Annotated in this window: 14 protein-coding genes; 12 read left to right on the forward strand and 2 right to left on the reverse strand. The window is 34.9% G+C overall.

Annotated features, from left to right (window positions below):
- Positions 1–17: 17 nt before the first annotated feature.
- Entirely contained in the window at positions 18–404 is a 387-nt protein-coding gene (locus BR04_RS14155; RefSeq protein ID WP_496356674.1) for a hypothetical protein, read from the reverse strand.
- 17 nt (positions 405–421) lie between these two features.
- Positions 422–1,417 carry a ParM/StbA family protein gene (locus BR04_RS14160; RefSeq protein ID WP_496356675.1) on the reverse strand — a complete coding sequence of 332 codons (996 nt, stop codon included), beginning with the start codon at positions 1,415–1,417 and terminating at the stop codon, positions 422–424.
- 81 nt (positions 1,418–1,498) lie between these two features.
- Here BR04_RS14160 and BR04_RS14165 point away from each other — a divergent pair, with 81 nt between their 5' ends.
- From BR04_RS14165 to BR04_RS14220, 12 genes are all read left to right on the forward strand, one after another.
- Complete coding sequence (locus BR04_RS14165) at positions 1,499–1,960, forward strand: metal-dependent hydrolase (protein ID WP_496356676.1); 462 nt, start codon at positions 1,499–1,501, stop codon at positions 1,958–1,960.
- A gap of 271 nt (positions 1,961–2,231) precedes the next feature.
- Complete coding sequence (locus BR04_RS14170; RefSeq protein ID WP_496356677.1) at positions 2,232–3,431, forward strand: HD domain-containing protein; 1,200 nt, start codon at positions 2,232–2,234, stop codon at positions 3,429–3,431.
- Complete coding sequence (locus tag BR04_RS14175) at positions 3,428–3,994, forward strand: OmpA family protein (protein WP_496356678.1); 567 nt, start codon at positions 3,428–3,430, stop codon at positions 3,992–3,994. Before BR04_RS14170 ends, BR04_RS14175 begins: the two co-directional genes overlap by 4 nt.
- A gap of 3 nt (positions 3,995–3,997) precedes the next feature.
- Positions 3,998–4,312 carry a hypothetical protein gene (locus tag BR04_RS14180; RefSeq protein WP_496356679.1) on the forward strand — a complete coding sequence of 105 codons (315 nt, stop codon included), beginning with the start codon at positions 3,998–4,000 and terminating at the stop codon, positions 4,310–4,312.
- A gap of 79 nt (positions 4,313–4,391) precedes the next feature.
- A complete protein-coding gene (gene traL / locus BR04_RS14185; protein WP_496356680.1) occupies positions 4,392–4,664 on the forward strand; it encodes a type IV conjugative transfer system protein TraL in 273 nt (90 codons plus the stop codon).
- Positions 4,661–5,215, forward strand: coding sequence for a TraE/TraK family type IV conjugative transfer system protein (locus tag BR04_RS14190; protein ID WP_496356681.1), 555 nt, complete (start codon positions 4,661–4,663; stop codon positions 5,213–5,215). Before traL ends, BR04_RS14190 begins: the two co-directional genes overlap by 4 nt.
- Before the next feature lie 12 nt (positions 5,216–5,227).
- Positions 5,228–6,403, forward strand: a complete 1,176-nt coding sequence (locus tag BR04_RS14195) for a TraK domain-containing protein (RefSeq protein WP_496356682.1) — start codon at positions 5,228–5,230, stop codon at positions 6,401–6,403.
- A 12-nt stretch (positions 6,404–6,415) separates the two neighbouring features.
- On the forward strand, positions 6,416–7,669 hold the full coding sequence (locus tag BR04_RS14200) for a TraB/VirB10 family protein (RefSeq protein ID WP_496356683.1): 1,254 nt from the start codon (positions 6,416–6,418) through the stop codon (positions 7,667–7,669).
- A gap of 13 nt (positions 7,670–7,682) precedes the next feature.
- Positions 7,683–8,096, forward strand: coding sequence for a TraV family lipoprotein (locus BR04_RS14205; RefSeq protein ID WP_496356684.1), 414 nt, complete (start codon positions 7,683–7,685; stop codon positions 8,094–8,096).
- A gap of 28 nt (positions 8,097–8,124) precedes the next feature.
- Entirely contained in the window at positions 8,125–10,623 is a 2,499-nt protein-coding gene (locus BR04_RS14210; protein ID WP_496356685.1) for a TraC family protein, read from the forward strand.
- A complete protein-coding gene (locus tag BR04_RS14215) occupies positions 10,613–12,073 on the forward strand; it encodes a conjugal transfer protein TraH (RefSeq protein WP_496356686.1) in 1,461 nt (486 codons plus the stop codon). The genes BR04_RS14210 and BR04_RS14215 overlap by 11 nt, the downstream gene beginning before the upstream one ends.
- Positions 12,074–12,145: 72 nt before the next feature.
- The coding region (locus tag BR04_RS14220) for a conjugal transfer protein TraG N-terminal domain-containing protein (protein ID WP_496356687.1) at positions 12,146–15,819 on the forward strand (3,674 nt) is incomplete at its 3' end.

Raw genomic sequence — 15,819 nt, forward strand, 5'->3', positions numbered from 1 at the left:
CCTTTTGAAGAGATTGATTATAAATCACCACGCATTTTTAGCAGAGAATTTCTTAAAGAACTTTCTTCTTGGACTTCTGACGTTGGCACGGTTTTTTCTTTTTCGGGTTCTTCAGAAATTATTTTTTCCTTTTCACCTTTTGCTTTTTTATTTCTTTTAGAAGGGGATAAGGAAGCATGAAACATTTCCCCTTCTGCAAAACACTCTAAAAATGAGAAATCTATTTTTTCTGCCTCTTCTGCTAAAAAAAAAGATTTGAAAAAAAACTGAAAATCAGGTTGGGCCAAAAGCAGCAACAAAGAATATTCTGTTAATCGTTCAATATCCTTTGGTTTTATTTTGCTTAAAATCCTTATCAAATCTTCATTTCTAAAATTAAGTCGGTATTGTTTTGTTCCTGTCATTACATTCTCCTTTCTTATCAAGCGGAACAAAACTTTCCGTATCCCCGTGCATTTGCAAATTCAGGTTTTTCAGGAATAAAAAGAAATTTTTTTCCTAATTTTTCAGCAAAATAATTTGAAATATAATGCGCCCCACCACCAGCACACAAAACACGATCAGCACGGACAATAAATGGACCAAATCTATTTTCGATTTCTGCGTACAAGTATGCGGAATATTCCCTTATTATCTCTGCACAAATATCTGTAAATTCAATTCTTTCTCCTTTAAAAACAAAAAATTTCTGCTTCAAACACTGCTTCAGATCTTGCTCTGTCAAAACAGCACTCATACCAGCCATGCTTTTGATTTGGCTCTTAACATGAGATTCAAGCATCTTGGTTGCTTTGCAGATACCCGCAGATTCAAGCATTTGAGAGTGATGTGAACTGCATGATCCCTGGTTAACAATCAATACATCTACGGTATTGTATCCCACATCAATCACAACCATATTGGTGCCATCCACAGAGCTACGAAGCTTAAAATTTTCATCAATGGCATAATCATACAAAACACCTTCACCCTGAGCCATAATTGATACATTTTTAAAATTGAAACACCTCCCATTAACCGAAAAATTAGAAATAGATGTTTTCAAGTCTTGTTTGTAATCTGCATAGAATTCCAATGGTAATCCAGCACAAATACAGATTTGTTCCATTTCTACATTTTTTACTTCTGGGATTTGGTCAATAATTGCAGCAATCATTATCGCTGAATTCTCGACAAGGAAATTTATATTTCGAGTAGGTAACGCTGTACCACTGAAAACAGCATCCGTACCCACCAGATATTTCTTCCCTTTAAATTCATAATGTTTTTCTTTTGAATTTAATCCGGAAATCATTTCTACGGCCAGGGGAGTAATAGCTGTTGGAATAGAAACCTGTCTGCGGATTGTAGGCTTAGAAATCAGTACAGCTTTTGTTTCGCCAAATCCTACATCCACACCTAAAAATAAATTTGCCATTTTTTACCTCGCATAAAAGAAAGTTATTTATGTTTTGATTATGCAAAGTGGGTAAAAAGTGGCAAAAAAAGGACAAAAAAAATGCGGAAAGAAACTCATATTGCGGCAGGGATTTTAATTTCAATAACTTTTATGCCTAAAATTTCAATGTTTCTTCTTATGGTAAATGATCTTCTTTATGCGTTTTTTTACTTTCAAATTTTTGTCGCTGGAACAATAGGATCTTTTTTTCCAGATCTTGATTTGATTTTTAAAAATAGGAATTTTCACAGAACGTTAACACATTGGCCTTATCCATACATTTTTCTTGGATTTATCGGATATTATTATAGATGTACCTTTCTGCTTGTCTTCAGCCTTACAGCTCTCTCCCATATTATGCTCGATTTTTTCAATCCAACAGGAGTCCCTTTTGGAAAGAATCCTTTTAAAAAAAGAACAAGCTCTCCTATATGCCAAATGAAAACAAAATCTTGGCAAGACTTTATACTCTTCTTTGTGTTTACTACCTTGACCATTCTCATCATTTTTGAGGATTTCTGATTACCACCACCCTTCTTCAGCTATTGTTCCCATGCCCCAGCGTGGGAACGCCATACCGGACGCTCCTGCGCCCAGGTCAGTATCCTCGTATATACTTCTCCGGGAACCGGGTATTGCGCGAAGCACCGGGACAATCCAGACCAAAACATGGGCGTATCCGATTTCTGTACGCCATTGGAATTCGGCCTACATCACAGCTTGTTTGTTTTCATTTTTTAATCAGAAACCTAAAACCAAAAGAAAACCAAATATCTGTGAAAAGGTCTATTTTATGATTAAATTTTTTAAAAATTTAAAAAAGCAAGCAAAGGGCAAGAACAAGCAAACTATTCTCTTAGAAGAATTGGCATTTTTGTGGCTCGATAATGACTTAGTTATCGGAAAGGAAGAAGAAGAAAAATTTTTAGACGAACTGACGGCGATAAAATTCAAAAATGAAAAAATTAGAAATTTTTGGAAAGAGCTTTATGACAGTCAAATTTTTTCATTGGAAGTCCAAGATTTAGTTTTCATCATTTCAAAGGCATTATTCTTTTTAGAAAAAAATTTTGAAAAAAAAAGAAACAATCCCCAAATCCCTCTGTCTGTGCAAAATCCAATATCGTTAGGTGAGCATTCGATAAACGTAGCCCAAACAATTTTGCAAAAAAATAAAACGTTATCTCCTAAAATGATATTGTGCATGGTTGCTGCTGCTCTCTGCCACGACCTGGGTTATGCACTTGATGGATACATTCGTCATGAAACAGGCTCATTGAGCTGGCTTGAAAGTCTTCTCTCGGATAAAAATATCGAAGCTGATATTTTTCATATAACTGAAGCAATCCAGAACCATCATGAAAGGCCAAGCCCTAAAGCATCTAAAATTTCCAAGGCTCTTTTTCTGGCAAATGAAGAAGTAAACGAAAAAGAATTATCACAGATTAACACCTCCCTTCCGACCACACCATCCACACCACAAATACAAACACACCACGATCACCTGAAAAGCCAAGAAGAAGCTCCGGGAACGAATGAAGATCAGCACTCTCTCGGGAGCCAAGAAGAAGCTTGGCAAAAAGAAATCCGCACGGAAAGCACGGAAAGCACGGAAAGCACGGAAAGCACGGAAAGCACGGAAAGCACGGAAAGCACGGAAAGCACCATAGCTCTTAATGAAGAAAAAAATAGTAAAGAAATTTTTCTTTGGGAAAAACAGATCTTTATTCATCCCAGAGCCTGGGACGATTGCCAAAGAAGTCCCCTTTTTTCTTCTTTAAAGAAAATCGAAAAACATACCTGTGTCTTTAAGTTTGAGAAAAAGCAACCTTCTAAAATCCATAGAACTCAAAGTAGAGGATTTTATTATGTTTTAGGTGAAACCGATTCTTTGAAAATTGCATCGTTTTTGGGTTTGGAGGAAGGAATGGAGGATGATTTTTTAAAACTCGTAAAAATTGAAATAAAAAACACAAAAGGAGATGAAAATTGAAAAAAGAAAAATTGGTTTTCTTAGCAATTATCTTTTCTATTTTCGGAAATTTAATAGCATTTGCAAATGCAGATCATCTACAAATCAATCAACAAAATGACTACGAAATAAAAAATACGATAGTTTCGTTTTCTAAAAGTTCAACTTTTATGATTACAAAAGATAATCCTGAAAAAAGTTCGAAAACTCTGCAACCTTGTAAAATAGCCAAACCAAAAGAAGATGCTTTTGACAAAGAAACGTTAACAATTTTTTTTGATCTGGGGAAAAGCACTATAAAAAATGAATTTTTTCCTGTTTTGAACGCATTTTCTAAAACTTATTCAAAGGGTGGGCCACTTTCAATTACAGGTTACACCTGTCCCTTGGGGACACAACAGATAAATCAAAGTTTAGCCTCAAAAAGAGCGGAAAATGTAAAAGATTTTTTTCAAAAACTTGGATTTTCATCTATCGAAGCAACCGGAAAGGAGGGATGTTGCTATATAAGTGAAGATCCACATCTTTTGTATAAGAATCGAAGAACAGAAATTATCTACAACCCAAATTATGTGAAGGAATGAAAAATGAATTTTCACAAATCAAATTTTTTTCTTACCCTTTTTTCTTTAACCGTTTTCAGTCTTCTCCTTTTTATCCCGGATATGGCATTGGCATTCACACCCGCAGGTGGGACAAAAATTGGGACGGAAATTTATACCTTTGCGACTACTGAGTTGATCGGTGGCCCTATCGGCGCGTTGTTTGGGGTAATCTGCATTCTTTTGTTGGCAGCAGGGGCATTAAAAAACAACGTACCCCTGGCTATCGGTGGCCTTTTGGCTGGTATTGCAGTTCTTAAAAGTTCTGCCATTGCAGCAGCAATGGGCATGACTTTTTAAAAAAAACTATTTTAAGCAGTGAATAATAAAAAGGTTTTCCTTTTTACTATTCACTGTTTTTTTTAGAAATAGGAGCAATATGGACGAAGTTAAATGCCCTCAATACCTCAAAAAACCATTAGCTTTTCTTATTTTTGAGTCAGACGAAGCTCTTATTTTTATGATTTTTTTTATTTTTGCAATGATAGCTGATTCATTTATCCATATTATATGGCCCTTTTTGTTCACATTCCTATTTCGGAAAATTAAACAAAAATATCCTGAAGGAGTTTTATGGCACACACTTTATTACTTTGGGATTCAAAATTTTAAAAAATACCCTTCTTCTTTTGAAAGGCGTTTTAGTGAATGAAAAAGGACTATTTTATAAATAAATATGAAGCATATAGAGAAACAGCAAAAATTCTTTCATTTTGTCTTGTATTTGTTTCTATATGCTTTTTGATTTCAATGTATTTCAATTACCAACTAAGTAAAAATCAAAGAATAATTGTTATTCCTCCTGGAGCAGATAAAAGGATAGAAATTTCTTATGATTATATCGATACAGACACATTGAAATTATGGAGTAAGTATATTACGTCCCTCTTCTTAAATTATACCCCTGCATCATACACAGATCAAGTAAATGACCTTTTAAAATTGACTACTCCAGAATTTTATAAAAAACTTGAATCCGTGCTTTTAGATAATCAAAAAGATATAGAAACTCTTAAAGTTTCAAGCACATTTTTCCCCACTGAGTTCAAGGTTAATAGAGCAAAAAAAGAACTCATAATTAACGGGGATCGTTTTTTAATTGTTGGATCAGAACCAATAACAAAAAAAGAAGAAGTTTATGTGTTTAATTATGAAATAATAAATGGAAAATTCTGTATCGATGGCATTTATAAAGAAAAATAAAAAGAGGTATGTATGAATATAAAAGGCGTTGTTTTTATCTTATCAGCTATTTCATTTGTCGTCTCTGCACATGCACAGGATTTTACCGTTAGCCTTGGGATAAAAAAAGATATTTCAGAGGCAAGGCTTTTTTCAGAAAGTGCAAAAAAAGAATTCCCTCATGTACAAATATGTCTCAACACTTCAGGTAATTATATTGTTTCAGACGGAACAATTACAAATGATACAAGCCTCATAGGTGTAGCAATTCAAAATGCTCAATCCAAAGGAGGATTTGAAGCACAAATAGCACCTATTGATAAGAATAAATGCTTTAGTCCTGAAAGTTTTTTGAGAACCGATCAAAACCCCAAAATAGAAATTGAAGATAAAAAGAGAGAATCAGCTTTACCTGTACATATAATGCCTCCTGATTTTTCCCAAAAAAATTTGCGGGATAAGAATAGAACTGACGCTCCAAGTATAAAAGATAATGGACAAGTCATTCAAGACAAGTTTATTCATGTTTATCCAGATATTGTAACATCTGTTTGGCTATCCAACAATTCTGTCAATAGAATTGTGTGCGAAGGTGGAGTTCCTGTTTCTGACGTCATTTATTCAGACGAAAAAGGAATTACCCATAAAATCCAAAATGATACTGTCTGGTTAAAATATGTCGCGCTCGAATCCAGCTTAACAAAAGAATTAAAATATCGGAATGAACCTACAGAACTTTACGTACTATGTGGAATAGATAAAAAAACCTATGCAATGGTAATTACACCAAAATTCATCGACACCCAAAAAATTATTTTAAAAAATGGAAACAAAAATATTCAAAAAAACCAGTCATTATTTAAAGGTCTATCAACGGAAGAAAAAATTCTAAAACTCATTAAAGAAGCTTATAATAACGACTATCAAGATTCGTATTCATTCAACTTTTTAACAAAAAATCCTGTCCAATATGGATCGTTGGAAATAAACGCAGAAAAGGAAATAAGCATTCCTGGAGAAGGTTTGCAAATTATTGAATTTTCAATTTGGAACAATCCTGAATGCGATTCACCGACCTCTGTCTTCTTCGATGAAAAAAAAATGCTCGCATTGAGTATCAGGAGCAATCCCCTTCTTATCTCTGTCCGAAATCATCATATAAAGCCTGGGGATAAAACCAAAGCTTATATTATTGATTTTGTCAAATAAAAGGAAAAATAAATGTCTAAAAATACATTTCAAATAAAAAAAAATGAAATTCTCCAAAACATTCAAAAACTCGTAAAAGAAGGGAGTGAAAAATACAAAAATAAAATCAACCATTCCTCCAAAAATCATAAAATAATAATGGCTTTTGTAGCAGCCATTATTTTGCTTTTTGCCGTTTTTTTTATGCAAAAAGCCAGAGAGAATCAAAACGAACATATTCTTACAGAGAATGAAACTATTGAAAAAATTCCTTTTGGTAAAGAAGATTTAGACCGTGCTCTAAGATCTCAAATTTTAAACAAAGAAAATAGGGAATTGGAAATTCTTAAACGTGAAGTCGCCAGTTTAAAATCTTCCGTCCAACAAAAAAATGAATTTGATTTATACAATCCTGATACTCAAAACATTCCAAAACCTTTATATGGAGAAAAAAAAGAACCTGTTAAACTAGCAGGTATCTCAGATAACCCAAGACCTACAACTCGGGATTTGCTGTATGGAGAATTCAAAAGCGCCCCGCCACCACCTGAAATAGAAACATTCAATAAGGTTGGTGGAATCCAATCTGATTCCATTGAACTTATTGAAGAAAAGCCTGTAGACGACCCGGAAAAAAAAACTATTTATTTACCCCCTTCTTTCGTTAAAGCTGATCTTTTAACAGGAATTACAGCACGTACAACAGGAACGTCCAGTCGAGATACTACACCGTTGATGCTCCGAATCAGAGATCTAGCTATCCTCCCAAACGCTCTCAAGGCTGATCTGAAAGGCTGCTTTGTTATCGCTGAAGGGTACGGAGACCTGGCTTCCGAAAGAATCATTACGCGGCTTGTAACGCTGTCCTGCATCGATAAAAAAGGCGGGGCTGTAATAGATGAAAGCGTAGATGGTTTTATTGTAGATGAAGATGGCGGGATTGGCCTAGCTGCAAATGTCACAGCTAAAATGGGAACACATATTGCTCGTTCAATGTGGGCAGGCTTCGTTGGAGGTTTCGGCAAAGGACTTTCTGATTCTCAAAGAGAATTTAGTTTCTCTGATTCAGGAAATGTCAACTCTTTGATTAGCAAGCAAGACGTAAATAAAAGCTTAAAAAGCGGTTTAGGTGAAGGAATTTCAGATTCAACAAAAGATTTAAGAAGTTTTTACTTAAAATTGGCAGAACAAACTATGCCTGTTCTCCAATCCGGATCAAGTAAAGATGTCACTATCGTTTTCAGTAAAGGTAAAGACCTCTCAATAATGGTTAAAGATCTTTATTAAAAAGGAAAAAATTATGGATTTTTCAAAATTTATATTTCTTTTTATTTTTACACTCTTTTGTTCTGGTTGTTCAATATTAAACCCATACAACGAAGAATTTATGTGTCCCAATGTGTCAAAGGGTATGTGTACCAGTGTTGAAGATGCATATGCGAATAGTACGCAACCTTTGGTTGCACCTGCTACGCTTCCTCAAAAACAAATTGCCACAGATTCACAAAACACCTTTGAATTAAACAGAAATATTATTTTGTCAAACATAATAAAAGAACCGAAACAGCCTGTAATGTCACCCCCAGAAATTGCCAGGGTACTTATCTTACCATACTCAACTGAAAATGGATCAATGATGTATGGTGAACGCTATGCATATATCATTATAAAACAAGCATCTTTCGATGTTTTAGCAACAAATCAAATAGATTAAAGCGTAATAAAAAAGGATAGGTGATACAATGTTTCCATTTGATTTATTTGCTAAAAAAATGGCTTTGAGTAAAAAGGACGTTGGAAACATGCTCCATGTCAATAAATTTTCAAAATATTTACCTTATCGAGCTTATGATGATGAGCAAGAAGTATATTATAACGTCGATGAATCAATAGGATTTCTTTTTGAATGTACACCTTTAGTATTTGCATCTCAAAAAATTTTTAAAACCCTGGAAGGTCTCTTCAACATTGGTATACCATTTGATTCTTCATTACAATTTATTCTCTATGCAGATCCAGATATAAATTATGTGACCGATTTATATCTAAAAATGAAAACAAGTACAAATCCAATCGTACAAAAACAAGCAGAATCAACCATATCTTTTTTTAAAGATCCTAATGGATTAAGAAAAAAAATGAAAAGTATCCCTCCGAGGGATCACCGCCTTTTTGTTTCCTTAAAAATTCCTGATGCAGCACATCTATCACAAAGAGATATTGCAGAAATAAAATCAAATTTAACAGAAATTTTAAAGGGGGCATTTTTGAACCCTGTTTCAATGCCCCCCTTAGCTCTAATTTCCTTATTAGGACAAGTCCTTAATGATGAAAAACTTGCAATACCTCGATATGATGAATTTAAACCTATAAATGAACAAATACTTTTATCTGATTCAGATTATAAATTTGAAAAAGATAGGCTTCTAATAGGAAGAAAAATTCTTCGTTCTCAAACAGTAAAAAATATGCCCAAAAACCTTGATAGCCTTACATCAAATCTATTAACAGGCGGCATCGATGGGCTTATTTCTGATGCCCAACAAATAACTATTCCTTATTTTTTTTCTACAACGATTGTATTCAAAGATATAGCTACAAAAATACACGCAAAATGCAATATTATGTTAAAACAAAAGGGTCTTGGATCTCTTTCTACGCAGTTAAAGAAAAAAACAGATGAGTATATGTGGGCAGCGGATAGACTAGAAGAAGGTCAAGCATTTTATTATGTAATTCCATCTGTTTGGACTATCACTGATGATGAAAAAGAATCTCTTGCTACAGCAGCGCGATTAAAACGAATATGGGAATCTCAGGGTTTTACCGTACAAAACGACAGACTCATTTTACAACCTTTGTTTTTGGCAAGCATCCCTTTTGGCCTCTATGATGACAAAAATTTTTTAGATTTTCTTAATAGACATCACATTTTACACAAAGAAGCTGCTCTAAGGATACTTCCAATTCAAGCTGATTTTAATTGCTTGATGGAACCAACAATGCTGTTTTCAGGGAGAAAAGGACAAATAGTATCACTTAATATTTTTAATAAAAATGCAACAAACTATAATGCTTTTGTTGCTGCTGAATCTGGTGCTGGCAAAAGTTTTTTCATGAATACATTTTGCATCAACTATTTTGGAACAGGCGCAAAGATACGACTAATTGATGTCGGGGGTTCCTACAAAAAACTGTGTGAAATGTTAGGAGGTAAGTATATTGCATTCTCAAAAGAGAATAAAATAGTTTTAAATCCTTTTTCTAATATCCGGGAACCTGACGAAGATATTCACACCGTAGCTGCCATTATTGCTCAAATGGTTTATTCAGCTTCTTTGGCGAGACCTTCAGAAGAAGAAATGACTCTCATCAAAGAAGCCGTTAAGATTGTTTATGCAGAAAACGGTAATAATGGGGATATAGATGACGTTTATAATATACTACTTTCGCCATCAAAAAAACTTTCTACCTTACAGGATATCATTGAAAATTGTGAAGGAGAGTCATGCAGTGTGGATCTTAATATCACATCAACCAGAATAGCATTTAACCTAGCTGCATTTACGTCCAGAGGGGAATACGGCGGCTGGTTTAACGGGTCAAGCACTTTCAATATAGCTGATGATGATTTTGTTGTTTTAGAGCTTGAAGAACTCAAAAATATGGACGAACTTTTTCCTGTCATAATTTTGCAAATTATGAACGCTGTCACATCAAATCTGTATCTTTCGAAACGTGAAGCCCCCAGGATAATTTGCTTTGATGAGGCGTGGCAATGTTTTTCTGATGAGTCATATATGCTGGAACAAGTTATTGAAGCAGGTTATCGAAAAGCCAGAAAATATCGTGGAAGTTTTATTACTATCACACAGTCAGTCATGGATCTAAAAGATTTTGGCAAGGTTGGCAGGGTTATAAGTGATAACTCAGCTTTTAAGTTTTTACTTCAAGCCCAAACCTATCAAAAAATTAAAGATGAAAAGATGTTAGATATAAATGCCTTCGAACTAAGTCAGCTTGAATCTGTAAAAAATAATAAGCCCCATTATTCAGAAATTTATTTGCATTCGGCTCTTGCAAAAGGTGTTTTCAGATTATGTGTTGATCCAGTAAGTTACTATATTTATTCAACAGAAGCTACGGATAAAATTAAACTTGAAAAAATAATGGACGAATTCAATTGTGATATTATGAAAGCCATAGAAATATTGGTCGAAAGGGAAAAAAATGTCTCATAAATTTTTATTTTATTTAATAATTTTTTCTTGGTTTTTTACACCATCTTCATATGCTGACTGGCTTGGAACTTGGATGAATAATAGCATGACCTCTACCTATGCTCCACCTCAATCATTTGAAACAAAAAAAGCTGGGTATGTAACAGGCGGGAGTTTTTCTACCCGGTATGTAATGTCAAATGACCCTGTTATATCTATTTCAAAACCTCGGTTTGAATCCGGTTGTGGTGGTATTGATATGTTCCTCGGTGGCTTTAGCTTTATGCAACCTGAATATTTGATTGAGAAAATGAAAAGGGCAATGGGGTCTGCTGCGCCTGCATTTGCATTTGATTTAGCTCTTGGAATGATGTCTGAAGGTATGAGGACATCGCTCAGTAATGTTATGGATATGGTTGATGCTCTCAATGGCTTACAGTTTGATGACTGTTCGATGCACAATGCTACCAAAGCTGTTTTGACAACAACAGCAAGTGGTGATTGGACAAGAGAAGCGTACTCAAAAAGTACACAAGAATTTATGCAAAATTCTGGTATGTCAAATTTATATAAAAAATCCAATGAAATATTTAAATCAAGCAGCGATGATATTGACAAAACATTAGAAAGTCAGGGAACCAGCGGTACAACTGAACTTGTTGCTGGTTGTCCACAAGATCTCAAAGATGTTTTTTTTAAAGACGGATCTCTCATGAAGAATGCGCTGGCGCATTTAAATAAAAGTTCAGTATCTATTCCAACTTATTTCCTTCCTTATATTAGAGGTTTATTTGGAGATATTGCTGTAGTCAAAACAAACTTTAGCTTTAAAGAACCTTTAGCTCAAAATGCAGAAATTAAATTACATGATTTTATAAGAGGTGATTTTTTCATAACAGATTCTTCAGGTAATCCAATAAAACCTGAAGAATTTGAATACAATGGTAAAAAATATAAAAATCTTCTGCTTTTTACAAATGAAACTCTTAAAAGCATTGGTACAAAAATATTAAACGATCAAGATTTTACAGATACCGAAAAAACATTAGTCGTTTTAATGCCTCTGAATATCTATAAATATATAGCGGCTGAGGTAACCAATTCAGGGAGTGATGCACCTGTCGTTATTGACAGTTTAGCTCATGGCTTATCTGAATATGTAGCAGCTCATATAGCGTATCAAGCCTTTTCCGATCTTTTCGCAAGTATAAAAGAGGTGACCGATTTACCAGCAAAAATAAATGCTGCCAATTCTCCAGGAAGAAAAAATACTTGCAAAACAGAACTTGCACAACCTGCAATAGCTCTCACAGAAAAAATCCAAACAAATATAGGAAAAAAAATGTACTCGTTTTTCCAAGAAAAAAATGAAATTCTTGATAAATATATCGATGTTATTACGGCAAATATTCAAATAGAAGAACGAAATAGGGCACGATTTGAAAAAAGCATAGATCCTGTTTCTAACTGATAAATACGTTATCATAAAATTCAAAATCCCTCCTTAAAAGAGGGATTTTTTAATGAAAAAAGGGGATAAGTCATGTTAAATAATAAAATTAAAAAAACTTTTTTGTTTTTCTCCCTTTTTTTTCTTTTTTTAACAGAAAATGCACTGGCAGATATGCCTAATTTTTTAAAAGTCGTATATGCCAGGATGGATTTCAATTCTGTTTATGTCGCCTATCAACATCTTGCCCTTATCTGTAACAGCCCAATTTATAAAGGTATGTTTGCTGGTTTCTTTCTTATTTCTGTTCTTTTTATAGCAATTAAAACCGGGGGTGGAATTTTATTTGGGTCAAAACAAGGTGGAGATATCAAATCTTTTATGATTCTCCCCATCCTTCTATTTTCATTGATTTTTACCAAAACTTTTATATTCAAAACTACTGATATTGTCATTACTGATAAATCATCTGGGTATTTCGAAACAGTTGCCGATGTTCCAGATATTATTGTTATAATTTCTGGATTTATCTCAAGTATAGAAGATGCTTTTATAGATATAATAAGTTCTCTTGCTATCCACCAAAGCGATATGAATTACAATCAAAATTCTACTGGTGCTTTATTCGATCTTGCTGGGAACCTGCAAAAGAAAGGGATTAACCATACTTTTTACGATGAAAAAATAAGCCGAGAATTAGATAACTATATCAAGGATTGCCTTTGGTTTGAATTAGGCCGACCAGGAACTACTCTACAGTGGAATGATATTAAAACAAATACTGATTATAGACCATTTTTTGAAGAGGCTGCGCGGCAAAACATAATGACAAAAAAAAATGACGGAACAAATGTCACATGCCGTATGCTCTGGAATGACAATATTAAGCCATCATTGAATTTTACCCAAACAGTAACTGATGAAATTGCTATAAGTCTTTGTGGTCAATCAGGAATTTTTGTAAATAAATTGATCCCGTTAACTGTAACAAATTGTCGTAAATCCCTAGAAGGAATTTATAGCGGATTTATAGGCCAAACTGTCAGCTCTAATGATTTAGTACGTCAAACAATCATTTCACAGGCATTATACAATGCAATCTCCACAGGTAATAACGCTGCTTTTATCAATATAAAAAAAGCAGAAGAATATAAAAACATTCTTACCGCAACAACGGAATGGCTCCCACATATTCAATCACAACTTTTCGTTGTTTACCTGGGCCTAATACCATTCCTGCTCATATTCACCGTAACACCCCTTGCTCCCGAAATTTTAAAATTCTGTTTTGGTGTTTTTATTTTTTTTACCTGCTGGGCTATTTGTGATGCAGTATTATACCAAGCAGCACTTGCTAAAGCCCTTAATTTAACAAATGAAATAAAAAATAATAAATTAGGGCTTATGACATATCTGACTTTCAGTTCAGATGCTGCAAAAGGATTTGCAGTATTCGGACAATATAAAATAGTTGCTATGACAATGGCAGGAGTTATTTCAGCCCTGTTTACTAAAGCAGGAACATCTTTAGGTAGAATGACCCTCAGTATGGGTGGTCAAATTGCATCAACTGGTAGCCAGAGTGCTGAAAAAATGACTTTTAGCCGTGGTCAGTCCTTAGATACCATAACATCGTCACAAGGCTCTACGCTAACTCACGGACATTCCTCTTTTAATAGCATGTCTGATTTTGCAAGATCCGCACGAGAACAGCATATAAAAGCCTATGAGACTGGAATAAATCATTTCGGAGGCCATGACCAATATGTCGAACGAACAGGTAGCGTTAAAGGCCAAGGAGAAGTTGAAGGTACTGGCAGAGGTGAAACCAGAATGAATACTGTAGGAGGTGGGTTGGGTGGAGCTGAAAATCATGCAAAAACAATGGAAAGAGCAGCAATTTCAGGTGAACGTGGTCAGATTGAAGGTGCTGAAAAGCTTAATAATGATTTGCACGCCATTAAACGTGGTCAAGGTGAAATACAGACAGCCAAAGCATTAGGTGGGGTTAATGCTGCACAAATATCAGGAAATTTAAGTCATGTTGAGCATGACGCTTATGCAAGAGAAGCCCAAAACATTGAAGAATCATCTAAATTAAATCGTATTGAACCATTGTATCTTGGCTCCCAGGATGGACAACAAAGGGCAATACAAGCGAAAAACTATGAATCAATGACTGCCGATGCAGGATTAAAGTACGCTGAAACTGCTGCTCTTGCTCCAATGGCAACGATTACAGCAAAATCAGCATATAATGATATACTGTCAAATGGTGGAAGGCTTTCTCCTGATACTATGAGTGCTGTCAACGCTCTTCGACAATCAAATACGGGGGCTGCATTATTCCAACAAGAAATGGCAAAAGGATTTTCCGCAAATCTTGATCCTGGTCAACAAAAAGAATTGGCAAAAACCTGGGGAGTATCCCCTGGTAAGCTTGAAGGAATAGTATCGTCTCAAGGCATTATGATAAATCCTGACGGTACAACAGGTGTTACACAAACCAGAGCAACTAGCGGGAATAGCACGGAAAAAAATGATAGCACTGTAAGAAATGCTGATAAAATAATAACCGATAAAACACTAAGAGATGCCAGCACAACAGTAGATAATTCTACCAATGTTAAAGCTGGAATAGGAACTCAAATAGGAAATTCTTCTCTTCGTGAGGGCAAGGCAGTTCAAACAGCAATAAACGCAGGTATAATTTCCCTTGGAGATAAAAGAGATAAAGAAGGAAATGTATTGCCTCAAGCATTTTTCAATGAAGGTCGGGCGAGAACTGTTGCTGGAGAATTTGCTCAAGCAATGCAAACCGAATATTCCAAGCTGGAAACCTTTGAGCAACAAGCGGCATTTAAAGCTAGTTTAAGTGGATTTTTACAAAAAACATTTGGTAAATTTGCTGGAATAAAAGCATCTGCAAGCCTTGATGCTGCATTAAGTTCAAGCGACAAGGAATCTAGAAACCAGTTATCTAATATTTTTTATGATGGATTACAAAAAGCTTATAAAGATACTGATTCTGCAACTCACATAAAGACTCTTCAACAGCATGAATCACCTGAAATATACTTTGATGCGTTTAAAGATACTATGCAAAACCGAGGCGAATATATGTTCAGGGCTATAGATGATGCTTTCCATAAAGCTTCAATGGAAACAACAGAAGGATTACCTTCAAAGCAAGACAATTATAGTTTTGAAAAAGTAGATAAAGAACAAGCTATTATAAATGAAGAAGGCTGGTCTTCTTATGTGAAACCCATAGAAGCAAATCCTTCTTCAAATCCATATCAAAAAGACCATGCTTTTCCTCAAGGTTTAGTACCTTACATTTCTAAAGAACCAACCCCGACAGAAAAAGAACAGACTATTCTCAACGGATTCACCCGTACTAAATTTGGAAAAGATGGTTTGATGGGCCAAGAGCTAAAACAACGTAATGACCCTAAAAATGAACATGCTGATGATTCAAGCGATAATACAAGTATGATGGACTCCATAAGAGATTGGTTTAGTGATAAAAGAAGTCATAATAGTATAGATGAAATTTCTCGAATGCGGCAAAAACCAGAAGATTTTGGAAATGCAAATGCTTCCGATGAATTCAATCCAATTATAGGAACACCCGCTTGGTTAAAAGCTGCCCATGACGCGGCTCCAGGAGCTTCCGGTACTCCCGGAGCTGCCCATGCTGATCGGAATGCCCTGACTCCTGAAGCAAGAGCGGCCATGGCTGCGGCTCCCGGTGCTTCCGGTAC

This window comes from Desulfobotulus sapovorans DSM 2055 (assembly GCF_059569355.1).